The 26,432-nt window shown below is 57.0% G+C and carries 16 protein-coding genes; 4 read left to right on the forward strand and 12 right to left on the reverse strand.

Going from position 1 to position 26,432, the window contains the following annotated elements; genetic code table 11:
• Positions 1 to 181: 181 nt before the first annotated feature.
• Positions 182 to 1,141: a hypothetical protein gene (locus PMYSY11_RS10770; protein ID WP_150549176.1), complete on the forward strand. Its 960-nt coding sequence runs from the start codon at positions 182 to 184 to the stop codon at positions 1,139 to 1,141.
• 74 nt (positions 1,142 to 1,215) lie between these two features.
• Here the strand turns inward: PMYSY11_RS10770 and galU are convergent, their stop codons facing one another.
• Positions 1,216 to 2,055 (reverse strand): UTP--glucose-1-phosphate uridylyltransferase GalU, encoded by an 840-nt coding sequence (galU, locus tag PMYSY11_RS10775; protein WP_069900365.1) that lies wholly within the window; start codon positions 2,053 to 2,055, stop codon positions 1,216 to 1,218.
• A gap of 475 nt (positions 2,056 to 2,530) precedes the next feature.
• Here galU and PMYSY11_RS10780 point away from each other — a divergent pair, with 475 nt between their 5' ends.
• On the forward strand, positions 2,531 to 3,454 hold the full coding sequence (locus tag PMYSY11_RS10780) for a LysR family transcriptional regulator (RefSeq protein WP_069900364.1): 924 nt from the start codon (positions 2,531 to 2,533) through the stop codon (positions 3,452 to 3,454).
• A 211-nt stretch (positions 3,455 to 3,665) separates the two neighbouring features.
• A complete protein-coding gene (locus PMYSY11_RS10785; protein WP_239655573.1) occupies positions 3,666 to 4,598 on the forward strand; it encodes a YeeE/YedE thiosulfate transporter family protein in 933 nt (310 codons plus the stop codon).
• A 5-nt stretch (positions 4,599 to 4,603) separates the two neighbouring features.
• On the opposite strand, the gene PMYSY11_RS10790 is transcribed toward PMYSY11_RS10785, so the two are convergent.
• The 6 genes from PMYSY11_RS10790 to PMYSY11_RS10815 form a co-directional block, all read right to left on the reverse strand.
• The gene (locus tag PMYSY11_RS10790; protein ID WP_150549178.1) at positions 4,604 to 5,338 is read right to left on the reverse strand and encodes an SDR family oxidoreductase; all 735 of its coding nucleotides are present in this window, start codon (positions 5,336 to 5,338) and stop codon (positions 4,604 to 4,606) included.
• 214 nt (positions 5,339 to 5,552) lie between these two features.
• Positions 5,553 to 7,046 carry an efflux transporter outer membrane subunit gene (locus tag PMYSY11_RS10795; RefSeq protein ID WP_150549179.1) on the reverse strand — a complete coding sequence of 498 codons (1,494 nt, stop codon included), beginning with the start codon at positions 7,044 to 7,046 and terminating at the stop codon, positions 5,553 to 5,555.
• Positions 7,043 to 10,150, reverse strand: coding sequence for an efflux RND transporter permease subunit (locus tag PMYSY11_RS10800; protein WP_150549180.1), 3,108 nt, complete (start codon positions 10,148 to 10,150; stop codon positions 7,043 to 7,045). The genes PMYSY11_RS10795 and PMYSY11_RS10800 overlap by 4 nt, the downstream gene beginning before the upstream one ends.
• The gene (locus PMYSY11_RS10805) at positions 10,147 to 13,245 is read right to left on the reverse strand and encodes an MdtB/MuxB family multidrug efflux RND transporter permease subunit (protein WP_150549181.1); all 3,099 of its coding nucleotides are present in this window, start codon (positions 13,243 to 13,245) and stop codon (positions 10,147 to 10,149) included. The genes PMYSY11_RS10800 and PMYSY11_RS10805 overlap by 4 nt, the downstream gene beginning before the upstream one ends.
• Positions 13,242 to 14,504 carry an MdtA/MuxA family multidrug efflux RND transporter periplasmic adaptor subunit gene (locus PMYSY11_RS10810; RefSeq protein WP_069900358.1) on the reverse strand — a complete coding sequence of 421 codons (1,263 nt, stop codon included), beginning with the start codon at positions 14,502 to 14,504 and terminating at the stop codon, positions 13,242 to 13,244. The genes PMYSY11_RS10805 and PMYSY11_RS10810 overlap by 4 nt, the downstream gene beginning before the upstream one ends.
• Positions 14,505 to 14,686: 182 nt before the next feature.
• Positions 14,687 to 15,601 (reverse strand): LysR family transcriptional regulator, encoded by a 915-nt coding sequence (locus tag PMYSY11_RS10815; protein ID WP_150549182.1) that lies wholly within the window; start codon positions 15,599 to 15,601, stop codon positions 14,687 to 14,689.
• A gap of 114 nt (positions 15,602 to 15,715) precedes the next feature.
• Here PMYSY11_RS10815 and PMYSY11_RS10820 point away from each other — a divergent pair, with 114 nt between their 5' ends.
• The gene (locus PMYSY11_RS10820) at positions 15,716 to 16,711 is read left to right on the forward strand and encodes an aldo/keto reductase (RefSeq protein ID WP_150549183.1); all 996 of its coding nucleotides are present in this window, start codon (positions 15,716 to 15,718) and stop codon (positions 16,709 to 16,711) included.
• A gap of 568 nt (positions 16,712 to 17,279) precedes the next feature.
• Here PMYSY11_RS10820 and tpx read toward each other — a convergent pair.
• The 5 genes from tpx to PMYSY11_RS10845 form a co-directional block, all read right to left on the reverse strand.
• Positions 17,280 to 17,777, reverse strand: coding sequence for a thiol peroxidase (gene tpx, locus PMYSY11_RS10825; RefSeq protein WP_069900355.1), 498 nt, complete (start codon positions 17,775 to 17,777; stop codon positions 17,280 to 17,282).
• Positions 17,778 to 17,875: 98 nt separating this feature from the next.
• A complete protein-coding gene (locus PMYSY11_RS10830) occupies positions 17,876 to 19,207 on the reverse strand; it encodes an IS4 family transposase (protein WP_150547251.1) in 1,332 nt (443 codons plus the stop codon).
• A gap of 125 nt (positions 19,208 to 19,332) precedes the next feature.
• The gene (locus PMYSY11_RS10835; protein WP_150549184.1) at positions 19,333 to 20,673 is read right to left on the reverse strand and encodes an alanine/glycine:cation symporter family protein; all 1,341 of its coding nucleotides are present in this window, start codon (positions 20,671 to 20,673) and stop codon (positions 19,333 to 19,335) included.
• Positions 20,674 to 20,899: 226 nt separating this feature from the next.
• Entirely contained in the window at positions 20,900 to 24,565 is a 3,666-nt protein-coding gene (locus PMYSY11_RS10840; RefSeq protein ID WP_150549185.1) for a translocation/assembly module TamB domain-containing protein, read from the reverse strand.
• A complete protein-coding gene (locus PMYSY11_RS10845) occupies positions 24,562 to 26,292 on the reverse strand; it encodes an autotransporter assembly complex protein TamA (RefSeq protein ID WP_150549186.1) in 1,731 nt (576 codons plus the stop codon). The genes PMYSY11_RS10840 and PMYSY11_RS10845 overlap by 4 nt, the downstream gene beginning before the upstream one ends.
• Positions 26,293 to 26,432 lie beyond the last annotated feature (140 nt).

Here is a 26,432-nt window from a genome sequence, read left to right on the forward strand (position 1 = left end):
GCCGCGTTAAACGGCGTGCAGCGGTCCAGACACGTTACTGGCTGTTCAGCAATTGAACTAACAGAAAGATGAGCGGTTCTACCTGTAAACAAGCGCAATGGCTTTGAACTTATAATGACTGGCAGTCAGATCGTAGCCTGCGCGAGCTAAACGTTTATTGCTCTAAGTAGGTAAACCTAATATGCGTGCATTGCTTTTCCTATCCCTCTCAGCAGTTCTTACGGGCTGCACCTCAGCACCGCAAACCCCGCGTGAACCCTTGGTGTTCGCCAATCAGCCGCAAACGGTTGAGAGCCAGCTTGCCGTGGTCCGCGCTGCTGCAGACAAGTACCGGGACTTCTCTGTCGCCGAGCGCGAAGGCTGGAAGGTCTTTGGTGATGATGCTCCACTTATGGGTTACCACTACTCGGGCCCCGCCCCTGACTACGTGTCGGGCGATCAACTCGATTTCAGCCAACCCAATAACCTCATGTACACAGACATCAACGGCAAGAAGGTACTGACAGGTGTCGCATTTGTTGTGCGAATCGGAGACGGTGAGCCCCTGCCCGAAGGGTTTGCCGGAAACCAGGACCACTGGCACGTGCACGACTTTATTCGTGCAATCGATGCCGCTACCGAGGAGCGCCCTTTTATTGGCTGGCTGGCCGATCGCTGGATCGACAAGAATTATCGATCCAAAGGCGATAATCGCGGCCGCCTGGCAATGGTCCACGCCTGGGTAACTCTGCCTAATCCGGATGGTGTATTTGCCAGCGTCAACCGCTGCCTTGCCTACATTAAGCTGGGCTTACCCGAATCATACTGGCAAGGCGCATCTGTAGAAGCTGCGCGTGGCTTGAACCTGGCAACGGGAGGTGGCTGCGAGGCAGTGAACGGTACGCTCTGGATTGCAGACGTTGAAAGCGAGCAAGAAGATGCAATCAAGCAGGCCTGCGCCCGCTCTGCTGAAGAAGTACGGACAGCCCTGCGCAGTCAGAATAAAGCGCAAGTGAATAGCGCGGGAGAGTCCGCCTGGCAGCACTTTGATGAAACGTGGCAGCGTGTTTTGAGCCCTGTGCAAAAAGAACGAGTCAAAGCGATGAGTGAGCATGGCATGGATAGCCACGACGAAGCAGATCACACTCAACACGCTCATTAAGACGGGACAAACCATACAAAAAAGGCCATTTCGTTTATGAAATGGCCTTTTGAGTTAACGCTATTTCGCTGTATTCAAACGCTCTTGCCAGCTTTGTACAGATTCTCGAAACAGAAGTTGGTTGCTTCGATGTAGCCTTCGGCGCCGCCGCAGTCAAAGCGCTTACCTTTGAACTTGTACGCCAGTACACAACCTTCCTGCGCCTGTTTCATCAAGGCGTCAGTAATCTGGATTTCGCCGCCCTTGCCCGGCTCGGTGTCTTCAATCAACTTGAAGATGTCCGGAGTCAGGATGTAGCGGCCGATGATCGCCAGATTAGACGGTGCATCTTCCTTCTTGGGTTTCTCGACCATCGAGTTAACCCGGAAAATATCATCACGAATCATCTCGCCAGAGATTACGCCGTACTTGTGTACTTCATCTTCCGGCACTTCCTGAATCGCTACGATGGAGCAGCGGAACTGGTTGTACAGTTTGACCATCTGGGTCAGTACGCCGTCGCCTTCGGTGTTGATGCACAAGTCATCGGCCAGCACCACAGCAAATGGCTCATCACCAATCAACGGGCGGCCAGACAAAATGGCGTGGCCGAGGCCTTTCATTTCAACCTGACGGGTGTACGAGAACGTGCACTCATCGATCAGGCGACGAATGCCTACCAGGTATTTTTCTTTATCTGTGTCACGAATTTGCTGTTCCAACTCGTAACTGATGTCGAAGTGATCTTCCAGTGCGCGCTTGCCGCGACCCGTCACCATCGAAATTTGCGAGAGACCTGCATCCAGCGCTTCTTCGACGCCGTACTGGATGAGAGGCTTGTTCACTATCGGCAACATCTCTTTAGGCATAGCCTTGGTTGCAGGTAGAAAGCGAGTGCCGTAACCGGCTGCTGGGAACAAGCATTTTTTAATCATGAGGGTCCTCGAAAGATTACAAATACCGGACCAGTCTAGCAGGCTGATGATTGCTTACAACGCCTTAAAGCCCTGAAACAGCGGATATATTTCTGCGCAGGCTACTTGCCAAAGACCCCGGCTTTCTGCATGTAACGCCTCTAGGGCGGGCGCTGTAGAGAAGCTATTAGGCGCGCATTGGTTACATCAAACAACTTATAACCGCATCGCCGCAAAATCTTTGCAAGCGTATTGCCCAATCTATTCACTCCATCGATTGAGAAGTTGCAGCTCAACAGGCCAACAGAGCGAAGTACTTTCGTGCAATAAAGTGCAGTTGCGTCTGCTGTGCTGGCAACAGAAATAACCGGCTCGGCTCACGGTTCTTTCAAACCTCTTGTTGCACAATCGGCCTGCTAGGCTTATCGATACAACGCCCTGCGCATTAGCCTGCAGTTATAATAATAGGCATGCAGCCCTGACCAATGGATTTTGGATGAATCGCAACGACTTACGCCGTGTCGACCTCAACCTGCTAATTGTTTTCGAAACGCTGATGCATGAACGCAGCGTAACCCGAGCCGCTGAAAAACTCTTTCTTGGCCAGCCCGCAATCAGTGCGGCACTTGGGCGGCTGCGTGGGCTGTTTGATGACCCGTTATTTGTGCGTACGGGTCGCAGCATGGAGCCCACAGCGCGTGCTCAGGAAATCTTTGCGCTGCTTTCGCCGGCCCTCGATTCAATCTCGACCGCGGTGAGCCGCGCCGCCGACTTCGACCCCGCCACTAGTAATGCAGTGTTTCGCATTGGCCTGTCCGATGATGTCGAATTCGCGCTGATGCCGCCGCTGATCAAACGCTTGCGCGCCGAAGCGCCGGGCGTGGTGCTGGTGATTCGCAGGACCAATCACTTGTTGATGCCGGGCCTGCTCAGTTCAGGCGAAATCTCGGTTGGCGTGAGTTACACCGATGAATTACCGGCCAATGCCAAACGCAAAGTGCTGCGGGTTACCAAGGCCAAATTGCTGCGCGCCGATTCAGCGCCTGGCCGTTTGAGCCTGGATGAGTTTTGCGCCCGCCCACAGGCGATGGTGTCGTATGCAGGTGACACCATCGGCTTTATCGATCCGGACCTCGAGGCGCTCGATCGCAAACGTAGCGTGGTGTTGGCCGTGCCGCAGTTCAACGCATTGGGCGCGTTACTCAGCGGTACAGACATCGTCGCCACCGTGCCCGACTACACCGCAGATGTCTTGACGGCCCAAGGTGGTTTGCGCACTGAAGACCTGCCGTTCAAAACGCGCACAATAGAATTGCACATGGCTTGGCGGGGCGCGCAGGACAACGATCCGGCTGAGCGCTGGTTACGTTCGCGTATACAAATGTTCTGTGGCGACGCGGACCTGCAGGACGCTTCCTGATTATCGCCTAAAGCTTCGCGGGCGCACTGTTTGGCGTAATCGCCGGTTGAAACTGGCGTTTTGCGCGAAAAATTACCACCTTTAGTTGGGTTTTACCTCGGCAGTTATCGATTGAAACTGCTCATGCTTGGCCGGTTTTGTAACGGCCGAGCCGCGGCCTACTCCAATGAGTCACCTAAATCAGATAGCCGCCAGAACGCCGAGGTTTATTGTGCTTATCCCCCTGACCCTGGCCTTCCTTATCGGCTGGATCTCACAGCGCATGGGTTTATGCCTGGTCGCAGCTATCACCATGCTGCTGTATCGCCGGCCCACGCTGTTCGTCGCATTGATTACCTGTGGTTTGTTCGGTTTGCTGCTGACCCCGTTGTTCCATCTGCTCAACGTGTCGCAGCCTTACTACCAGCCGGTCACGCCGCTGTATCTGCTGATTATCGGTGGCCTGCTGTTTGGCATCAGCTCAGTGCTCAACGACGGCTGCAGCGTCGGCACATTGACCAAGCTGGCGCGTGGCGATATCAGCAAGATCATGACCATCATCGGCTGGGTGATTGGCATTGTTCTTTGGCGTACGTTGAGCCAGTTCCCCGCAGAAAAGATGGCGCAAATGCCTTCACCGACCGCGACTAATTACCTCTTGGCCTTTGCTTTAGTCGTGGCTAGTTTGAGCATTTTGATTCGCTATCAGCGCGAAAAACACTTTGTCGGCCTGAGCATCCTGCTTGGCTTACTGACCAGCAGCCTGTTTACCTTCGAGCCGCAATGGGCGCCTAGTCTATTGTTCTACGACATTGCCCATGGCATCTGGAGCCAGGGCACATGGCCGATCAGCATGCTGCGAATCGGCGTTTTCGGCGTCATGCTGCTGGGCATGTTCAGCTTCACCCTTTACCGTAAAACCTTCGATTATCAGGCCCTGAATCCGGGGCGTGGCGGCCAGTACCTGCTCGCGGGAATCATCATGGGCGCGAGTGCCTCGATGATGATCGGCGGCAATGATTCGCAGATACTGTTGGTATTCCCAACCCTGACACTGACAACCACCCTGCCCCTCGCCTCCGTGTGTGTCGGTATCGTGCTGGCGCTACAGGTCAAAAAGGGCTTCAATCGACGCCGCAATCTGCGTGACAAAGCCGCAGTTTGAGCCGCTTATACAATCCCGCCATTTACCCGCAAAGTTTGGCCGTTGATCCAGCGCCCTTCATCGCTCACCAGAAATGCGACTGCATTGGCGATGTCATCAGGACTGCCCAGCCGCTCAAGCGGGGATTGCGCCGTTAGTGCGGCAATCTGCTCATCTGTCTTGCCATCGAAGAACAACTCGGTGGCGGTCGGCCCCGGGGCGATTGCATTGACGCAAATGTTGCGCCCGCGCAGCTCCTTGGCAAATATCTGCGTGAAGGCCTCAACTGCCGCCTTTGAAGCGGCATAGACCGAGTAGCCAGGCAGTGCCAAGCCGACCACGCTGGTCGAGAAATTAACGATACGGCCACCATCGCGCATACGCTTGGCTGCCAGACGCAGAGTGTTGAATGTGCCTTTGGTATTGATCGCGAAAATCCGCTGATACAAGGCGTCGTCGGTTTCGCCGAGCGCTACATTGCCGGGCTGAATGATCCCGGCGTTATTGACCAGCACATCCACCGCCCCATAAACCTCTTGCGCCTGATCGAATAGCGCCTCCACCGCGGCGCTATCACTGACATCGGCCAGCACCGGATAAGCATGGCCACCCGCGCTGCGAATTTCACTGACAACAGATTCTGCTGCCTCAGGGTTCGAGGCGTAATTGACGATTACGCTCATGCCATCGGCGGCAAGACGTTTGGCGATAGCCGCACCGATGCCGCGCGATGCACCGGTGACAATAGCAACTCTGCTCATGACAACTCCAACGCAGCAGCCTGGCGTGAGCACGGCCGCTGCACACTCAGAATATGTAAGTGCTCACTGTGATCGGTATAGCCCGAAACCACAGAGCGCTTACGACCGACTATCCAGAAATCGTCGAAATGGGCCGTCATTAAGTCGGGCGGCCATTAACCAGTGGCTACAGACACTTCCAAATGGCTAATCAGACGCGGGCATGAGCTGAGGATTACTCCTCCGCCTTCTGCTCTGCTTGCAATTGCTCAACCTGCCAGCCACCGCCTAGGGCTGCGATCAGCTGTACGCTGGCAGTCAGGCGGCTGCCCAGCAAGGTCAGGTTGTTACGTTCGTTGTTCAACGCCGTGGCCTGTACGGTAACCACGCTGTTGTAATCAACGGTGCCTGCCTTGTACTGGTTTTCCAGCGAACGCAGTGCATGACGCGCCGCATCGAGCGCTTGCTGCTGCACCACCGACTCTTGCTCCATCACCCGCAGTTGCACCAGATAGTCTTCAACCTCGCGGAAACTGTCGAGTACGGTTTGCCGGTATTGCGCCACAGTCTGGTCATACACCGCTTCACTGCGATCCACCTCGGCGCTGCGAGCGCCGGCATCAAACAAGGTCACCGCCAGTTGCGGCCCAATCGACCAGAAGCGGTTGGGCATGGTGAACCAGTCGGCATAGCTGCTGCTGCGATAACCGCCAGATCCCGAGATTGTCAGATCAGGAAACCACGCCGCTTCGGCTACGCCAATGTCGGCATTGGCCGACATGACCCGGCGTTCAGAAGCGGCTACATCCGGGCGCCGTTCAAGCAACTGTGAAGGCATCACTGTTGGCACCATCGGCAATTGCGGCACCGCATTCTCACGGCTGGCGATGCTCAACTCGCTCGGGGTAACGCCTACCAACACCGCAATGGCATGCTCAAGCTGAGCACGTTGCCACTTCAAGTCGATGGCTTGCGCCTCTGTACTTTTCAGCTGGGTCAGTGCCTGGCTGACATCCGATTTCGGCACAATCCCGGCGTTGTACTGGTTTTGCGTGAGCTTGAGCGCGCGGGCATAAGCGCTCACGGTCTGATCAAGCAAACGCTGCTGCTCATCCAGTACCCGCATTTGCAGGTAGGTTTGCACCAGTTCGGCTTGCAGGCTGAGTTTCAGCGCGGCCAAATCGGCGGCGCTGGCTTCAAAACCAGCCTTGCTCGACTCCAGTTGGCGGCGCAGCTTGCCCCAGATATCCAGTTCCCAGGCAGCATTCAAGGTGGCGCTATGGGTTTTCGAAATGGTGGCAGCATTGCCGCCGCTGACACTGATGCCGTCGGATGTGCTCAGCGCGCTGTCGCCGCCGCCCTGCCCCGCACGCGTAAGCCCAACGCCGGCACCAATGGTTGGGTAGAACGAGGCACGCGCACCGCGCACCAAAGCCTGGGACTGACGATACTGCGCCTCTGAGGCCGCCAGATTCTGGTTCGACACGTTCAGCCGACCCACCAACTGGTTCAGCTCTGCATCACCATAAATCTGCCACCACTCACCACGACTGTAGGCATCACTCGGCGTCGCGGCCTTCCAGCCAACGGCTTGCTTGAACTGAGCAGGCGTGTTGATTTCCGGGCGTTCATAGTCCGGGCCAATGGCGCACGCACTCAATGCAAGGCTCAGTGTGAGTAAGCTCAGGGCGCGCGGCAATGCGGGGCAAGTGTTCAGCAACAGGCTCATAGTGGTGTTTCCAAGGCAGCATCTGTCTTCACGCCCCGCCAGCGGTTAACCCGGTGACGCAGACGATCAAAATAAAGGTATACGACCGGCGTGGTGTACAGCGTCAGCAGTTGGCTGAGAATCAGGCCACCGACGATGGTAATCCCGAGCGGCTTGCGCAATTCGGATCCTTCGGCGCTGCTCATTACCAGCGGTAAAGCGCCGAGGATCGCCGCGAGCGTGGTCATCATGATTGGCCGAAAGCGCAGCAAACAGGCGCGGCGGATCGACTCGTAAGGGCTCAGGTTATTCTGGCGCTCCAGTTGCAGCGCCATGTCGATCATCAGAATCGCGTTCTTCTTGACCACACCAATCAGCAGGAACAGGCCTAACAGCGAGATCAGGCTGAATTCAGTATTCAGCAACTCCAGCGCCAACAGCGCGCCGACTCCCGCCGACGGCAACGTCGAAAGGATGGTCAATGGGTGCACATAGCTCTCGTAGAGCACGCCGAGAATGATATAGACCACGCCCAGCGCCAACAGAATCATCAGCGGCTGATTCTTCTGCGTCTCCTGAAACGCTGCGCCCGTCCCGCTAAGCATGCCCTGTACTTCTGTCGGCAAGTTCAGCCGCGAGACGGCTCTGTCTATCGCAACTGTTGCCTGCTCAAGCGTCACGCCTTCTGCGAGCGAGAAACCGATATTCTCCGAGGCGAACTGGCCTTGATGGTTTACCCGATCTTCCTCCAGGCTGCGCTCCCAGCGAGCTACAGCCGAAAGCGGAACTCGCTGGCCGTCACTGGTTATCAGCTTGACCTGATCCAGCGCTTCGGGATGCTGGGCATATTGCGGTTTGACTTCCATCACCACGCTGTACTGGTTGAGGCTGTCGTAGATGGTCGAAACCTGGCGTTGGCTGAACGAGTTGTTCAGAACGCTGGTAATCAGGCTCATGTCGATGCCAAGGCGTTTGGCCATGTCGCGATCCACCACCAGACGAATTTGCTGCGCGCCTTCGTTCTCTTTGGCGTCGATGTCGGTCAGTTCGGGCAAGGCACGCAAGGAGTCTCGCACTTTTGGCATCCAGGTACGCAGTTGATCCAAATCACCCGAGAGCAGCATGTACTCGTTATCCGAGCTACGGCCCTGACGCCCGCCAATCTGCAAATCCTGATCCGGCATCAGGAACAGGCGGCCACCGGCAATTTTCGGCACATCCTTGCGCAGCCGGTTGATCACCGCTTGCGAGGAGATCTTGCGCTCTTTTACCGGCTTCAGGCGCACGATGATAAAGGCGTTGTTGATGCCACCCGAACCGCCGATAAAACCCGCAACGCTGTCGACAGCCGGGTCTTTGAGAATCGCCCGGCGATAAACTTCCATCTTCGGCTGCATGACCTGAAACGACAGGCCGTCATCACCGCGGATAAAGCCGATCAACTGGCCGGTATCCTGCTGAGGCAGAAAGGTTTTCGGCACGCTGACAAACAGGAAAATATTCAGGGCGATGGTGGCAAACAAACTGAACAGCATCAGCAGCGAATGGCGCAGCGCCCAGTCGAGACTGCGCTGATAAATGGCCAATATCCAAGCGCCGAAGTGCTCGAACATACGTTGCAACGGGCCGTTGTTTGGCTCGGTGTCTTCGGCGCGCAGCCAACGGGCACAGAGCATTGGCGTCAGTGTCAGCGAGACGATCAGGGAGATGACAATCGCCACCGCCAGTGTGATCGAGAACTCGCGGAACAGGCTCTCGACCAGACCGCCCATGAACAAGATCGAAATAAACACCGCCACCAGCGACAGGTTCATCGACAGCAAGGTGAAGCCGACTTCACGCGCGCCCTTGAACGCAGCGGCCATAGGCTTTTCGCCCGCTTCGATATGCCGGGAAATATTCTCCAGCACCACGATGGCATCATCCACCACCAGCCCCGTGGCCAGAATCAGCGCCATCAACGACAGGTTGTTCAGCGAGAAGCCAAGCAGGTACATCGCGGCAAATGTGCCAACCAGTGAAACCGGTACAGCCAGCGCCGGAATCAGCGACGCGCGCCACCGCCCGAGGAAGCAGTAAACCACCATGATCACCAGCGCCACGGCGATCAGCAGCGTGCGTTCAGCTTCGTGCAAGGTGGCGCGAATGACTGGCGAGCGATCCATCGCGACCTGCAGATCAACGCTGGCCGGAATGATCGCGCGCAAGCCGGGTAATTCACTGCGTATGCCTTCGATGGTTTCGATGATGTTAGCGCCCGTCTGGCGATTGACCACCAGCAACACCGCGCTTTGATCATTGTAAAAGCCGCTGTTGTAGCGGTCTTCGACGTCATCCTTGATGGTCGCAACGTCACCCAAACGCACTGCGGCACCGTCTTGATAACGGATAATGGTTGGCACGTAATCAGCAGCCTTTTCGAGCTGATCGCTGGCCTTGATCTGCCAGTGCTTGTCTGCATCCTCAACCGAGCCTTTGGGCCGTTTGGCGTTGGCGCTGGTGATTGCAGTGCGCACATCATCCAGTGCCAGGCCGTACTGATCGAGCAGGCGTGGCTCCAGTGATACCCGTACTGCCGGCAAGGAGCTGCCGCCAATCTGCACTTCACCGACGCCGATAACCTGCGCGAGCTTTTGCGCGATCACGGTGGACGCTACGTCATACAACTGGCCTTTGCTGAGCACATCCGACGATAACGCCAAAACCATGATCGGCGCTTGCGACGGATTGATCTTGCGGTACGTCGGCATGCTGCGCATCCCGCTTGGCAAGAGGTCACGCGCAGCATTGATTGCCGCCTGCACTTCACGCGCGGCAGCGTTGATGTCGCGGCCCAGATCGAACTGAATCATGATCCGCGTGCTGCCCTGGCTGCTGCGGCTGTTCATCTGGCTGATGCCGGCAATCGTACCCAGCGAACGCTCAAGCGGTGTGGCCACGGTTGATGCCATGATTTGCGGGCTGGCGCCTGGCAATGTGGCGTCGACGGTAATCACCGGGAAATCCATGTCCGGCAGTGGCGCTACAGCCAACAGGCCATAGCAGACGCCGCCGAGCAGGATGATTGCCAGGCTGAGCAACATGGTCGCCACGGGGCGGCGAATGAACGGGGCCGATAGATTCATAGTGCCGCCGGCGCTCCGGCAGCGCTACGACCGGTAAAGCGTCGGGCCATCCGGTCGAAGTACAGGTAAATAACCGGCGTGGTAAACAGCGTCAGTATCTGGCTCAGGAGCAAACCACCGACCATCACCAGCCCGAGTGGCTGACGCAGTTCTGCACCGGACCCTGTGGCCAACATCAGCGGAACAGCACCAAACAGCGCCGCCAAGGTTGTCATCAGAATCGGCCGGAAACGCAGCAAAGCGGCTTGATAGATCGCCTCCTCCGGCCCCATGCCCTGATTGCGCTCTGCATCGAGGGCGAAGTCGATCATCATGATCGCGTTCTTCTTGACGATACCAATCAGCAAAATGATGCCGATAATCGCGATAAGGCCCAGGTCATTGCCGGTTAATAGCAGCGCCAACAACGCGCCCACGCCGGCCGATGGCAATGTCGAGAGAATCGTGATCGGGTGGATATAACTCTCGTAGAGCACGCCAAGCACGATGTACATGGTTACCACTGCCGCCAGAATCAGCAGCAAGGTGCTCGAAAGCGACGCCTGGAATGCCTGCGCAGCGCCCTGAAACTCGATCTGCACGCCAGCCGGGACACCAATATCGGCTTTGACCTGCTCGATCACTTTCACCGCATCGCCAAGGGCAACGCCTTCAGCAAGGTTGAACGACAGAGTAGCCGCCGGGAATTGGCCTATGTGGTTGATCAGCAAGCTGGTGGCGCGCTGCTCGATGTGTGCCAGTGATGACAGCGGAATCTGCTGGCCATCGCTCGTCGCCACATGAATCTCGCGTAACGCGGCTGGGCCGATACTGCCGGCGTTGGCACTTTCGAGCACCACGCGGTATTGGCTGGCCTGGGTATAGATGGTCGAGATCTGGCGCTGGCCGAAGGCGTCGTAGAGAGCATCGTCGATGTCGGCCACGCTGACGCCGAGGCGTCCGGCTATATCGCGGTCGATATCGACGTAGACTTGCAGGCCACGGTTTTGCAGGTCACTGGCAACATCTGCCAACTCAGGCTGTTCGCGCAGCGCGCTCACCAGTTTCGGCACCCACTCTTCAAGCAGGGCCAGATCCGGAGACTCCATGCTGAACTGATACTGCGTACGGCTGATGCGATCTTCGATGGTCAGATCCTGCACCGGCTGCAGATACAGCTCAATGCCCGGCACTTTCGCAAGCTCGGGACGCAGGCGGTTGATGACCTGGCTGGCCGTGAGATCGCGCTCGCCGTGCGGTTTCAGGTTGATCAACATGCGACCGCTGTTCAGCGTCGGGTTGTCACCGTCCACACCGATATAAGAAGACAAGCTGCTGACCGCCGGATCTTCCAGAATCACCGCAGCCAAACGCTGTTGACGTTCACTCATGGCGCTGAATGAAACCGCTTGTGGCGCCTCGGAAATTCCCTGGATGACGCCAGTGTCCTGTACCGGGAAGAAACCTTTAGGCACTGCCAGATACAACAACACGGTCAACACCAGGGTGCCAATCGCCACCAGCAACGTCAGCGCCTGATGCTTGAGCACCCATTGCAGGCCACGCCCGTAATGCGCGATCAACGTGTCGATGAACTGGCCGCTGGCCTTGTAGAAACGCCCCTGCTTCTCCTCTGGCTCATGTTTAAGCAGGCGCGCGCACATCATCGGCGTCAGCGTCAGCGAGATCACCAACGAGATCAGAATGGCCACCGCCAGGGTGATGGCAAACTCACGGAACAAACGCCCGACCACATCGGCCATAAACAGCAGCGGGATCAGCACTGCAATCAGCGAGATGGTCAGTGATATCAGGGTAAAACCAATTTGCTTGGCCCCTTTCAGCGCGGCATTCAGCGGCGTCTCGCCCGCCTCCAGGTGACGGGCAATGTTTTCGAGCATGACGATGGCGTCATCAACCACGAAACCCGTGGCAATGGTCAGCGCCATCAGCGTCAGGTTGTTGATGGTGAAACCGGCCAGGTACATCACGCCAAAACTGCCGATCAACGACAGCGGCACCACTATCGACGGAATAATGGTGGCCGATAATTTGCGCAGGAACAGGAATGTAACCAGCACCACCAACATGATGGCCAGGAACATCTCGTGCTGAACGTCGGTAACAGCTGCGCGGATGGTTTGCGTTCGGTCAGTCAGCACCTGCACATCGACACTGGCCGGCAACCCTTCTGTGAGGTTGGGCAGCAGCTTCTGAATGCGGTCGACCACATCAATCACGTTAGCGCCGGGTTGGCGTTGCACGTTGAGCAGAATGGTCTTGTTCAGGTTGGCCCACGCCGCCAAACGCTGGTTCTCGGCACCGTCGACAATCGAGGCGACATCTTTGAGGCGCAGCGTTGCACCGTCGGCGTAGGTCAGAATCAGGTTACGGTACTGGTCTACCGAGATCAGTTGATCGTTGGCATCAAGCTGCGAAACGCGGGTAGGACCATCGAAGTTGCCCTTGGGCTGATTGACGTTACTGGCGGTAATCAGCGAACGGATATCCGATAAGTTCAGGCCGTAAGACGCCAGCGCTTCGGGGTTCACCCGAATCCGTACCGCCGGGCGCTGGCCGCCTGCCATCGAGACCAGGCCAACCCCTGTGGTTTGTGCGAGCTTTTGCGCGAGGCGCGTATCAACCAGGTCGTTGACCTCGGTCAGCGGCATGGTTTTCGAGCTGATTGCCAGCGTCATCACCGGCGTATCGGCCGGGTTCACCTTGTTGTACACCGGCGGTGCCGGCAGATCATTCGGCAGCAAGTTGGTGGCCGCATTGATCGCGGCCTGCACTTCTTGCTCGGCCACATCGAGCTTAATCTCAAGGTTGAAGCGCAAGGCAATCACCGAGGCGCCGCCCGAACTGGTCGAAGACATCTGCTTGAGCCCGGCCATTTGCCCGAACTGGCGTTCAAGCGGCGCGGTCACGGCGCTGGTCATCACATCGGGGCTGGCGCCCGGATACAGGGTGATCACCCGAATAGTCGGGTAATCCACTTCCGGCAGTGCGGACACCGGCAGCAAGCGATAGGCGATCAGGCCACTGAGGAAAATCGCCAGCATGATCAGCGTGGTGGCGACCGGCCTGAGGATAAACAGGCGCGAGGTATTCATGCGTCTTTCTTCTGCCGATTGCCACGTTCTTCGCCGTCACGCCGCGCTTTATTGCGTGGCACATCGGCCTTGGGTTGGGCGGCAGCGGCTTGAGGATCATCGCTGATCACCTCAACCACATTGCCTTCGCGCAAGCGATCGGTGCCTTCTACCACCAAACGCTCACCGGCTTTGACACCGCTCTCGATCAGGGTGATTTCGCCATTGCTCGGGCCTTCCTGAACTGGACGAATCTGAATCTTGTCTTCGCCATCGACCACGTAAACAAACGGGCCTTTTGAGCCAAACTGCAACGCGGCTGCTGGAATCAGCGTGGCCTGCTTGCGGGTATCGACGCGCAAACGCACGTTGACGAACTGATTGGGGAACAGCATCTCGTCAGCATTGGTAAAGCGCGCCTTGAGTTTCACCGTGCCCGTGGTGGTATCAATCAGGTTATCCAGGCTTTCGAGCTTGCCTTCGGCCAGCAAGGTCTTCTCGCTTCTGTCCCAGGCCTCGACCATCAGCTGCTGACCGGCACGGTAAGGTTTGAGCACGGCTGGCAGATCGCCTTCGGGCAAGGTGAACACCACGGCTATCGGCGTGGTTTCGGTAATCACCACAATCGGCGTGGTGTCGCCCGAGGTAATCAAATTCCCGACGTCGACCTGACGCAAGCCCAAACGACCGGAAATCGGCGCACGTACCTGAGTGAAACTGAGATCCAGCTTGGCCTGAGCGACAGCGGCCTGATTGGTCTTTAGCGTGCCACGATACTGATTGACCAGCGCTTGCTGGGTGTCGAGGGTTTGCTTGGCAATCGAGTCTTCTGCATAAAGGCCGGTGTAGCGGGACAGATCGATCTGCGCATTCTTCAGTAGCGCCTGATTCTCCTGCTGGGCGCCCTGAGCTTGTTGCAGCGCCACTTCGTAGCTGCGCGGATCGATCACCGCGAGCACATCGCCCTGCTTGACCTTTTGCCCATCGCTGAACAGCAGTTTGACCAGTTGCCCGTCAACCTGGCTTTTGACGTTGACCGTGTTGTAGGCCGTCACCGTGCCCAGCGCTTTGAGTTCTACCGGGTAGTCGCCCTGCTCGACTGTCGCCACGCGAACCGGCACCGGGCCCATATCACCAAAGCGACCGCCGCCGCCTTTGGCAGCCGGTTTAGCCGGCCAGAACCACCAGATAAGGGCAATGATTGCCACCAGTAAAACAACACCAATCAGCCATTGCCTGCGTTGATTAGAGGAACGGGTGGTCAAATTTGTATCGGACATAAGTCAGGTCGCTTCCATGAAGATGCTGAACGATAAGCACTATCACTAATATTGGAAAGTCTCTTTACCGGAGATTTACCTTTGCCATCATTCGCTAAGCCTATGAGACAGCGCGAAAAAAAGCCCGCAGGCCGTTTCTGACAAGGTTACAGATCATGTCGCAGAACGGGGTAAACAGGTTTCTAGATTTTCGGTTGATACAGCTCGGCATCGGTAAAGACTTCTACCAGCCAGTCTACCCAGACCCGAACCCGTCGCGATAACTGGCGTTGCGCAGGGTAAAGCGCAGTCAGAGGCATGGCTGGCGGCCGGTATTCGGGCAGAATTTCACGCAGCCTGCCTGCTTGCACATGTTGGTGCAGGTGATAGTAAGGCGCCTGAATAATCCCCAGCCCTGCAACACTGGCGGCCACATAAGCTTCAGCATTGTTCACACTCACTGCACCCGGCAGGTACCGCTCGTTGATCTCCCCAGCCTCAGTGAATTCGAAAGCAAAGGTTTTGCCGTTCAATGCCGAGTAGAAGTTTACAGCCTGATGACCAGCCAGTTGTGCGAGGTCCAGCGGTTCTCCGTAGCGCTCAATGTAGTCGGCACTGGCGCAGGTGATTTGCGGTAACTGCGCCAAAGGGCGCGAGACCAGATTGATGTCGTGTACGTTACCGGCGCGCACCACGCAATCGATGCCCTCGCGGACCAGATCGACCGGGCGATCACCAGTGCCGATCTCCAGCTCGATCTGCGGATAGCGCTGACAAAAATCACCCAACCGCGGAATCACAATCCGGTGGCCAACTGACGCGGGAAGATCCACCCGCAACTTGCCCTGCGGATGACTGCGGGCGTGGGCGAAACAGTTTTCGGTGTCTTCCAGGTCGGCCAGCAGCCGGATGCAGTGTTCGTAATACGCCTGCCCATCGGCCGTGGTGCTGACCTGGCGAGTGGTGCGTTGCAGCAACTGAACGCCGAGGTGCCTCTCCAGTTGTTTGATCAACTGCGTGACTGTGGCTCGCGGCAACCCAAGGCTGTCAGCCGCTTTGCCGAATCCGCCAACCTGAACGATGCGGGTAAACACTTGCATGGCTTGAAAGCGGTCCACAGCGGACTACCTATTATTCAATAATGGCAAACAGTGTATGTAATTTTTGCGGGTTTATCCTGCTTATGAAAACACTGAAACTGACTCCATCGCATCCAACCACTGGAGTCTCTGATGAAACAACGACAATTGGGTAGCAACGGTCCGCTGGTCTCGGCGCTGGGTTTGGGTTGCATGGGCATGAGCGATTTCTATGTCACAGGCCTGGATGAACAGGAGTCGATCGCCACGTTGCATCTGGCGCTTGAAATGGGCATCAACCTGCTCGACACCGCTGATGCGTATGGCCCACATACTAATGAGCTGCTGCTGGGCAAAGCCCTCAAAGGCAAGCGTGAGCAAGCCTTTATCGCCACCAAGTTCGGCTTGCTGCGCGATGCTGAAAACCCGCATAAGCGCGGCGTCAGTGGTCGTCCCGAATATATTCGTAAAGCGATCGAAGGCAGCCTGCAGCGTCTTGGCACTGACTATATAGATCTGTATTACCAGCACCGGATTGATCCCGAAGTGCCGATTGAAGAATCCGTCAGTGCAATGGCGCAACTCGTCAGTGAAGGCAAGGTGCGTTACATCGGCCTGAGTGAGGTTGCCCCTGCAACGCTTGCGCGGGCGCACAAGGTGCACCCGATTACCGCCGTGCAGAGTGAATATTCACTGTGGACGCGCGATCCCGAGAGTAATGGGGTTTTGGCAAAATGCCGGGAATTGGGCGTTGGCTTTGTTCCCTACAGCCCGTTGGGGCGTGGCTTTTTAACCGGCGCACTTAAATCACCGGAAGACTTTGCTGAAGACGATTACCGGCGTTTTACGCCGCGGTTTCAAGGCGAGAACTTCCAGCGAAATCTGCAATTAGTGGCGCAAATCGAGGAAATGGCGGCGGATAAAGGCGTGCAACCTTCCCAGCTGGCATTGGCCTGGGTGCTTGCTCAAGGCGATGACATCGTGCCGATCCCCGGAACCAAGCGCCGGCGTTATCTGCAAGCCAATTGTGCGGCGCTGGATATTTCCCTGAGCGCAGATGAGCTATCGGCGATAAACGCCATCTTCCCCGCCGACGCCGTGGCCGGAGATCGATACAGCGCCGAGTCGATGGCGATGTTGAGTTTGTGATTCGGCGGTGATTCGTTCGGCGTGATTACGTCATGACGGATTGCGCCGTTGGGGCTATCCATCCTCCAGTTGGGATTTGCGGACACCGGATATACAAAACCCACACGGAGGATGGATAAACCGCAGGTTAATCCGTCATCGCGATTTCCGGGATAACCCACGAATCGATGGCGATGTTGAGTTTGTAATCCGGCGGTGATTCGTTCGGCGTGATTGCGTTATGACGGATTGCCCCGCCGGGGCTATCCATCCTCCGGTTGGGTTTGGCGGACACCGGATATACAAAACCCACACGGAGGATGGATAAACCGCAGGTTAATCCGTCATTGCGATTTCCGAGATAACGTTCGGGTCGATGGCGGTGTTGAGTTTGTAATCCGGCGGTGATTCGTTCGGCGTGATTGCGTTATGACGGATTGCCCCCGGGGCTATCCATCCTCCGGTTGGGATTTGCGAGCACCGGATAAATCAAAATCCGTCATTGCGATTTTGCGGCTGCCTACAATCTGGCGGCGTAACGAATAACGGCCTCATTAAGAGGCCGTTATGCGTTGAGCAAGAAGCGCTGTTACAGGGCTGCGAGGGCGGCGCTGTAGTCCGGCTCGGTGCCGATTTCAGCTACCAGTTCGCTGTGCAGGACTTTGTCGTTTTCATCGAGTACGACAACGGCGCGAGCTGCAACGCCCGCCAATGGGCCGTCTACCAGAGCAACGCCGTAGTTCTTGAGGAACTCGGTGCCGCGCATGGTCGACAGGCTCACCACGTTTTCCAGACCTTCAGCGCCGCAGAAGCGGGCTTGGGCGAATGGCAGGTCAGCCGAGATGCACAGCACCACCGTGTTATCCAGGCCGCTGGCTTCGGTGTTGAATTTACGTACCGAAGTCGCGCAGGTCGGGGTATCAACACTTGGGAAAATGTTCAGTACTTTACGCTTGCCAGCCATGCTGCTCAGGCTGATGTCAGACAAGTCAGTGCCGACCAGCTGGAACGCAGGCGCTTGCTGACCGACTTGTGGCAGCTGGCCATCAACTGTTACCGGGTTGCCACGCAGAGTTACTTGAGCCATGGAAATAACCTCTTTACTGAGTGAGTGTGTACATCTTCAAGCGTTGCCTGATTTAAACAGGCTACGCAAAAAAAAGCTCCCTAAACGGGTAATGCCAGTCAGTTAAGCTGACTGGCATTTTTATTTCTGGTCGGATACTTGGACGGCTTGGGTTTGACCGCTCGCGGATAACTGCGATCCTCACGGCGATGAGGTAGGACGTAGTGCATGGCCGAGGCCTGTAGTTCGGCCAGGTAGCGAGGGATGTTGCCTGGATGATTCAAAGAGACCCCGTTCAAGAAGCCCAGAATCGCCCAGGTGCAAGCGGTAAAACTCATTTCGCAGGGGTAGATGCCAGGGCAGTGGCGACTCATTTCCAACATTTGATAACGCAGCAGGTTGTACCCCAGTAGTACGCCCCACAGTTCTTGTTCAATCATCTCCGGCGTTTTACTACGCAGTGTGTAGTGCCCCGCGAGCATGCCTTGCTTCATTTCTCGATAGCCCAGCTCGATTTCCCAACGCTGGCTGTACAGATCCACGATTTCGTCTGGAGGGAAGCGCAGAGGATCGATCATTGAGGTCAGTACCTGCCGCACTTTGCCCTTGATGGTCTTGCTTAATAACCGAGCCTGTAGCGTGTCTGGCAGGTCGGGCCATTGTTTACGCGCCTGCGGCGAGGTCTTTAGCGAGACGATGGCATCGTGGCGCCCTAACTTACGCAGCACCTCGTATTGAGCATCCTTGCGCAGCGGCAGTAACCAATGGCGCTGAGTGCCTGTCTGTTGCCAGCGATAAAGTAACCCCAGTGAATAGAAGCCACGGTCGAACAAGGTCAGCGAGTGATCGGGTGTACTGTCGATCAGTTGTTCGGCCAGTTTCATCTCGTTGCTGTGGTAGCCGGCAAAAGCACTATTCACCAGCATGTGGCTGGTCAGCTCCATCTGGCAGACCATGCGAACCTGGGGATAGCCGGTATCGCCATGCTGATTACTGGCGCTGCCATAGTGCTTGCGGTTGTCGTCCGTATCCGGCGTGCGCCAGACCACGCCATCGACACTGAGCAGGCGCAAACCGGCCCAAGTGGGGTGATTGGCGCTGGCATGCCAGCGTTGTTGAGTCAGGGAAAAGACTTCTCGCACCGCAGCGCTGCCCAAACGCTGGCGACCTTGCACGATTGCACTGGGTGCTACCAATGGCTTCTGCCCAGGCAGCATGATGCCCATACGGCTCGCGGCATCCCAGGCCGACATCCGGCGAAACAACGCCATGGCGATCACGCACCAGATCATGGCTTCAAGAGGGAGACGTCGCTTACGCAGGGTCGCCACTCCCGCCGTTTCCAGTGCGGTGCTAACTAGGTCTGGATCAAGCAGCGCCCCCAGCTCGTCAAGGGAGTGGGTGGCAGAAGCCGCTTCGTGAGTCAGTGCCAAGGCGCGGGAAAGTCGCATAAAAAATCCGATGCTCAAAACAAGCATCGGATTTTCGTTTCAGCACGCAGAAGGTCAAGCTGTAGCGCTTAACTGACTGGCATTACCCTAAACGGGAGCTTTTTTAACCATCGACACTTTGCCGGTTACTTGGCGAAATGGTCTTTGGTCAGCTTGATCACCACCGGGCTAAGCAGCAGCAGCGACAGCAGGTTTGGAATCGCCATCAGGCCGTTAAGCGTATCAGCGACCAGCCATGCGAAGTCCAGGTGGGCCATTGCACCAAACGGTACAGCCAATACCCAGACGATCCGGAACGGCATGTTCGACTTGGTGCCAACCATGTATTCCCAGCACTTCTCGCCATAGTAGCTCCAACCCAGAATGGTGGTGAAGGCGAACACCACCAGCGCGATAGTCAGAATCGGGCCACCAATACCAGGCATCGCCGAGTCGAACGCAGCAGCAGACAACGCCGCGCCACTGGTGCCACTGGTCCATACACCGGAGCAGATGATCACCAGACCCGTCATGGTACAGATAACCAATGTGTCGATAAACGTCCCGAGCATACCGATCATGCCGGAGCGAATTGGGCTATCAGTGGTGCCAGCCGCCTGTGCGATACCCGCAGTACCCAGACCGGCTTCGTTGGAGAAAATACCGCGCGCAACACCGAAACGAATCGCAGCAATGACTGCCGCGCCGGCGAAACCGCCAGTGGCTGCAATCGGGCTGAACGCGTGGGTGAAGATCAGGTTGAATGCCGCTGGAATCTGCGCAGCGTTTACCACCAGAACCACGATGGCCGCGATGATGTAGGCCACACACATGAAAGGAACCAGCGAGGCGGCAACCTTACCAATGCGGCGGATACCACCAAGAATTACCATGCCCACCAGCACCATGCTGACGGCACCGGTGATCAACGGGGTCACGCCGAAGGTTTCTTCCAGAGCGCCAGCCATGCTGTTGACCTGGACCATGTTGCCGATACCGAAACCGGCCAAGCCGCCGAAGATGGCGAATGCTGTGCCCAGCCAAGCCCACTTCTTGCCCAGACCATTTTTGATCGCGTACATCGGGCCACCAACGTGCTCGCCATTGGCGTCTTTTTCACGGTAGTGAACAGCCAAGACCACTTCGCAGTATTTGGTGGCCATGCCGACGAGTGCCGTGCACCACATCCAGAACAACGCGCCCGGGCCACCGAGGAAGATGGCGGTGGCAACACCGGCAATGTTACCGGTACCGACGGTGGCCGCCAGTGTGGTCATCAGTGCCTGGAACGGTGTGATCTCGCCGCTTTCGTTGTCGCCCTTGACGCGGCCTTGCCACATCAAACGGAAACCTGCAGCAATATGGGTCAGCGGCATGAACTTCAGCCGCAGCATCAGGAACAGGCCCGTACCCAGAATCAGCACCAACATGGGCGGTCCCCAGACGAGCCCGTTTATCTGGTTAACCAGCGTGTTGATGAATTCCATCTGTAGCTCCTTATTATTTTTACAGCCGGATCGTGACCGGGCCGTTGATTAGGGTCGAACTGCGATAACAGTTCTGTATTGCGGACTTTTGATCTGTGTGTCGGGTAGCGCCATACAGATTTCCAGAAGCATCTGGCAACAAAGTCGCCAGCGGCGGTGGATGCTACCACGGTCTTTTTTCAACTGGCAGCGTCATTTACAGCCATAACGATGGGTATTTGCTCGACTAGAACTCACGGGTATAGAAAATATCCAGAGAACTGGCCAGTCCGCTGGCCGCCTCAAGGTAGATGCGTTTGGTCAAAATATAGCGCAAGGCAACAGTATTGACTGGCTCGAACACCCCCACGCCGTAGCGCAGGCTCAGGCGATCGGTGAGTTTGCCACTCGCCACCAGGCTGGTGTTACTACCGCTGCCTTCGCTGTCGAGTTGGAAATCACTGATGCCGAGTTTGCTGGCAACATTGCTCGCCATCGGAGAGCCACCGGCCAGACCAAGGGCCAGAACGGCCTGACCGACCAGATTGCTGTCGCCCTCCTCACCCAGTGGTCGGCCCAACAGCAAATAGGACAGCGCCTGGCTCTGGCTCATGGCCGGCTCAGAGAAAACCTCAGTCGTCGGCTGCTCGGCATGCCCGGACAAGCGGATACCGGCGGTAACGTCGTCCACTTCGCGTATGGCCTCGACATCGATGTACGGCTGGTCAATCGGCCCGGCAAACAGCACGCGCGCGCGGCGGATGGTCAGCTTCTGACCAAACTTGCTGAATTTCCCGTCTTTCAGATCAAGCACCCCGCGCGTATCGAGGTCGTTGCCGATATGCACCTTGCCGGCAATGTTGGCCCGCAGCCCGAAGCCTTTGAAAGTGAGTTTGTCTTCGCCAACAACCACATCAATATCCATGGCGATGGCCACAGGCTGCTTGGCCTCTTCCTTGGCACCGACAATGCGCGCATCTTCGGATACCCGTACGGTTGACGGCGGAATTTCGCGAATCTCGATCTTGCCGCGCGGCACCGCCACCCGGCCTTTGATCGACATAGCCTCGTTGCCGACTACCAACGTCAGGTCCGGCTCAACTTCGATCTCGGCAAAGGGTTCAACTGCAATGGGCAGGCGCGTACCTTGCAGTTTGACTTGTCCGGCCAGCGGGCCGCCCCAGGCCAGATTGCCATTAATCTTGCCGCTGCCGGTTTCTCCGCTGCGCCAGTCACCGCTGAGTGTCATGCTTTCGCCGTTGATCAGTGCCTGTAGCTGCAACGCTTCGATATTGGTCGGTAATTGCCCGCCGGCGATGTGGCCATCCTTAAGCTGTACCTGGCCGTTAACCAGTGGTTTGAGCAAGGTGCCGCTGATGCTGCCGCTACCATTGAGTTGGCCCTGCAACTGGTCGACCATTGGCACAAAAGGCCGTGCGGCCGAGAGGTCAACGCCCGCGAGCCTGAACGTGCCGGACAATGGCCGACTGCCAGGCCTTGGATCAAACGCGGCCTGCACATTGAGCTGGCCGATTTTCGGGCCTTGCAGGTCCAGTCTCGTACTGATTTGTTTGGCACCAATATCAGTATCTAGGCGCAGGCGCTGGTAGTTGAAATCTACCCATTGCTGATTATCCCTGACCTTCCAGACGCCCTGCCCCGCATCAATGCTGATTTTGCCTTTCGGGCCGCTGGCAGGCAGATCAAGGTTTATGTCCGCGCTGAGTTCGCCTTGCCACTCAAAGTCGTCAGGCAGCCAGGGCTTGAGGCTGTCCATCGGGAAGTTGCGCAGCTTGTAGCGCACCTGTGTATCGGGGATCAGCCGTTGCTTGTCGCCGCACAGGCTTGCTCCCTGCGATACCAGACAATGCTCGCCCAGGGTGATCTTGCCATCGGCAAGGCGCTCTACGCTCGCCGGTGCGCGTAACTTCCAATCCTGCCCGCCCGCTTGAATACCCAACTTGGCCAAACGTCCGCGCCATGCACCTTGGTTGAGCGTGCCATCCGCGGCAATCTGGGTATTGAGTTGCGGGCCTTTGAGGTCGATGGTCGCTTGCTGACGCTTGATATCGCCGCTGCCCGCGACCGCCAGATCACCGATGACGTTGCCACCGCTCATGATCTTGTTCAGCAAGAGATCAATTTTGGCCTGCTGATTAGCATCCAGTCGGGCATTTGCCTGCAAGCTTTGTACGCGATTGTCCTGAAAAGCCAGCGCCTTGCCGTCGAGCTTGAGCGTGCCTTGCGGCGCTTGGAGGGTGCCGGAAACAGCAACGTTGCCCTGAACCTGGCCCTGCAAGCCCGGCCACAGTTGGCCAAGTTTTGGCAGATTCAAATTGAGCTGCCCCGCCAGCGTTTTGTTCAGGCTGCCATTGCCCTTGATGCGGTTATCGCCGAGCCCCAACTCAATATCATTGACGCGCCACTGCTCGCCCTCGCCTTGGGCTTTGGCGCTGATGAGCGCAGGTTGCCCGCGTAATCGACCGGTTATCTTGATATCACTGTCCAGCTTGAGCTTGTCATCGATAAAGCTGCCGGTGGTACGCACGGGCCCGCCAAGTGAACCCGGCAACTCGGCGACCCAAAACGCCGGATCAAACTGCTTCAGCTCAAGCTGGGCATCCCACGTCACACCGCTTGCAAAGCCGACTTTGACTCCGCCAGAGACACTGCCCTGACCGGCATCGACCTGCAACTGCGGCAGAAACACTTGCTGCAAGTCGCCACTGAATGGCGTGACCACCGTGAAAGCGCCTGCCGGACCATTGAGCGCCGCGTCGAGCGAGCCCAGATAATGCTCCTTGCTGTAGCTGACCTCAGCGGAGAGTTTGTTGAGCTTGACCGGTGGCTCATCGACCGCCGGATACAGCGAATGCCACGGGAAGTTGTCCCACTCGACCTTGCTGTCGGCGCTGAACTCATCGCTCCAGTCCAGATCCGCACTCAGTTGCAGATGCTGCTTTTTTTCATCTTCAAGGCGCAAGGTGCTGATCTGCGCACCACTGGCGTCTACCAACGCATTGAGCAACAGTGCCACTGGGCCTTCTTCACCCGGCAGCTGAGCATTACCGGTAATGGTGTAGCCCGACTTGAGGTCGCCCTTGGCGTCGAGCACTAACTGGTTAAGCGTCAGCGTGTTTGGCAGATCCGCAGTGGCTTTAAAGCCATCGGCCTTGATTTGTGCCTGCAGCGGCAAGTCTTCGGCCAATGCCTGTACCGCTCCGGTCAGTTGCGCATTGAGATAACCGCTGCTGGCGATGTCCAGGTTGAGGCTGTTAAGCAGTTCACCGCCAACCTTTATCTGCACAGCCCAAGGCTGTTTATCTGGCGCAGGCAAGGTTGCATCACCGCTGAGCGTTAACGGCCAATTGCCACTGGGTTGCAAATGGCCGGTGAGATTGAGGCTTAAATCTTCGCGCAGCACCTCCAGGCTATCAATCTGCAGCCCCTGATTGGCCCAGTGGGCATTGAGATTGAGGCTTTTCAGTTGCTGCGCGCCATTGAGCTCGAGCGCGCCGATGCGCACGTCTTCAACTTGCAGGTCTATCGGCAGTTGCACATCGGGCAAGCTGAACGGCTCGCTGCTGGTCTCGGTGGATGGCGGCAATTCCAGAACAATGTTGTCGACATGCAGTTGTTTGATGCACAGCGTCATCTTTAGCAAACAGCCGGGCGACCAGTTGAAGGCCGGGCGCGTTACCACCGCCTTGGTGGCATCCTGCTGCCAGACAATTTCATCTGCCTGCCACTGACCGCCCAGCCGACCGCTGTAGTTGCTGACAATTAGGCCGGGCACTTGCTGCAATATCCAGCGGCTGCCCCCTTGAGTCCCCAACAGTCCAAGAACGGCCAGCGCAATGAGCAGGAGCAACACAACAATCACGCCCAGCGCCCAGCGTAATACCCGTTTCATAGTTCTGGCCCCATCGAGAAATGGAAGTGCACGCCAGAATCGTCATCGTTCAACGGGAAGGCCAAATCAAAGCGCAACGGCCCGACGGGTGATACCCAGCGCAGGCCAAAACCGACGGAGCTTTTCAGGCTCGGCAGATCGAGATTGTTGAACGCATTACCGGCGTCATAGAAGCCGGCAATCCGCCATTTATCGGCGACGCTGTATTGGTATTCAGCGGTGCCGCTGACCATGTACTTGCCGCCAATCTTGTCGCCATCGGAGTTCTCCGGTGACAACGTCTGATAGTCGTAGCCCCTGACACTCTGGTCGCCACCGGCAAAGAAACGCAGCGATGGCGGCACATTGCCGAAACCGTTCGACTCGGTCGCGCCAAGCTGTATGCGGCCCAGAAAACGGTGACGTTGAGCCAGTGTGTATAAACCCTTGGCCAAGGCATTAACGTGCACCACGTCGGAGTCGGAGAGCAGCCCTTCCTTGGCAGCGGACACATCCAACTGCAGGCGATAACCTTGATTGGGGTCGATCTTGCTGTCGCTTTTCAGGTAGGCAAAGCTGATGCCGGGCATGAGCAGCGTGCTCAGGCCTTCATCATCACCCAGGCGATATTCCTCGTGCTGGTACTTGAGGGAAATCACCCGTTGCCAGCCACTGTCGAGTTGGCGGTGCCATTCCGGGCCCACCGTGAGCAGCTTACTGAGGGTGTCGGTATCGGCCAACTCTTCGTACTGGTAACCACCGGCAAAGCGGAATTTGTCCGTCAGCGGCGGATCAAGCGGCACGTCATAGAACAGGCCGACGTTCTGACGCGGTGCCGACAATTCCATCTCGGTGCCATAGCTGTGGCCTTTGGAGTTGGCCCAATGCCGTGTCCAGTTGGCCTTGCCGCGTGGCCCGACGTCTGTTGAGAAGCCAAGACCAAACCCCACGCTGCGCGGTTTGCGCATATCCAGCCCGACATTGACCGGAATGGTCAGATCATTGGCTTGCGCGGGATTGGCATCAACCTGCACGTTTTCGAAGTAGCCGCTGGAGCGCAATGCCTGATACAACTGGGCGATCTTGTCTGAGTCGTACTCAGAATCTGCCTCGAACGGGATCATCCGGCGCAGCAAATCTTCATCGAGAATGGTTTCACCGCTGAAGGTCACTGCGCCCAACTGATAGCGCTCTCCACTGCTGTAAATCAGCCTGATATCAGCCGTGCCGGTTTCGGGGTTTATCTCAAGGCTTTGTTCGGTGAACTTGCCGGAGAAGAAACCGTAACGCGATGCCTGGTTCTCGATGTGGCGCTTGGCCGCCTCGTAGGTGCCGTGATTGAGCACGTCGCCGGTTTGCAGGCGCGCACTCTTTGGCGGGCGAAACGCTGTCATCGCGGCGGCCGGGCCTTCAACCCGTACTAGCACATTGCGCAAGTGCACCGGTTCACCGGGCTCAATATTGATAATCAGCTTGGCCGGCGAGTCGTCAGTGACCTCGGTGTTGATCGTGCTCTGGTAGTAGCCAAGGGCCTGCAGCGCTTTCTCGGCCTGACCGGAAGCAATGTGACTAAAGCGCAACAGGGCTTTTTCATCGCGCTCGCCAAGATCGCCGACGTAGCCTTCCACGTTGGCTTTCAGCGCTTTGTTGGCCGGCTCTATGTTTACCACCAAGCGCTCTTCCGCCAGCAGAACCGAGCTGAAGAGTGCGAGCAAAAAGGAGGTTAAATACTTAAAAACCACTGTCATAGAGCGGATGCTAGCACGAGCAGGTAGACGTTCAGCATTGACAGTGGGTACAGCCGATGCATTTGGATGAATGCAAATCCGTGCGTCAGGCAATAAACCTCAACTCCTTTGCAGACTCAGCGGGGGTTTCGCAGCGCGAT

This window comes from Pseudomonas marincola, from assembly GCF_900682675.2.
GTDB classification, from domain to species: Bacteria; Pseudomonadota; Gammaproteobacteria; order Pseudomonadales; family Pseudomonadaceae; genus Aquipseudomonas; species Aquipseudomonas marincola.

Bases quoted from the DNA above. Each gene is read 5' to 3' on its own strand.
- PMYSY11_RS10770 (WP_150549176.1), top strand. From the start codon at position 182: ATGCGTGCATTGCTTTTCCTATCCCTCTCAGCAGTTCTTACGGGCTGC.
- galU (WP_069900365.1), bottom strand. From the start codon at position 2,055: ATGATTAAAAAATGCTTGTTCCCAGCAGCCGGTTACGGCACTCGCTTT.
- PMYSY11_RS10780 (WP_069900364.1), top strand. From the start codon at position 2,531: ATGAATCGCAACGACTTACGCCGTGTCGACCTCAACCTGCTAATTGTT.
- PMYSY11_RS10790 (WP_150549178.1), bottom strand. From the start codon at position 5,338: ATGAGCAGAGTTGCTATTGTCACCGGTGCATCGCGCGGCATCGGTGCG.
- PMYSY11_RS10795 (WP_150549179.1), bottom strand. From the start codon at position 7,046: ATGAGCCTGTTGCTGAACACTTGCCCCGCATTGCCGCGCGCCCTGAGC.
- PMYSY11_RS10800 (WP_150549180.1), bottom strand. From the start codon at position 10,150: ATGAATCTATCGGCCCCGTTCATTCGCCGCCCCGTGGCGACCATGTTG.
- PMYSY11_RS10805 (WP_150549181.1), bottom strand. From the start codon at position 13,245: ATGAATACCTCGCGCCTGTTTATCCTCAGGCCGGTCGCCACCACGCTG.
- PMYSY11_RS10810 (WP_069900358.1), bottom strand. From the start codon at position 14,504: ATGTCCGATACAAATTTGACCACCCGTTCCTCTAATCAACGCAGGCAA.
- PMYSY11_RS10820 (WP_150549183.1), top strand. From the start codon at position 15,716: ATGAAACAACGACAATTGGGTAGCAACGGTCCGCTGGTCTCGGCGCTG.
- tpx (WP_069900355.1), bottom strand. From the start codon at position 17,777: ATGGCTCAAGTAACTCTGCGTGGCAACCCGGTAACAGTTGATGGCCAG.
- PMYSY11_RS10830 (WP_150547251.1), bottom strand. From the start codon at position 19,207: ATGCGACTTTCCCGCGCCTTGGCACTGACTCACGAAGCGGCTTCTGCC.
- PMYSY11_RS10835 (WP_150549184.1), bottom strand. From the start codon at position 20,673: ATGGAATTCATCAACACGCTGGTTAACCAGATAAACGGGCTCGTCTGG.
- PMYSY11_RS10840 (WP_150549185.1), bottom strand. From the start codon at position 24,565: ATGAAACGGGTATTACGCTGGGCGCTGGGCGTGATTGTTGTGTTGCTC.
- PMYSY11_RS10845 (WP_150549186.1), bottom strand. From the start codon at position 26,292: ATGACAGTGGTTTTTAAGTATTTAACCTCCTTTTTGCTCGCACTCTTC.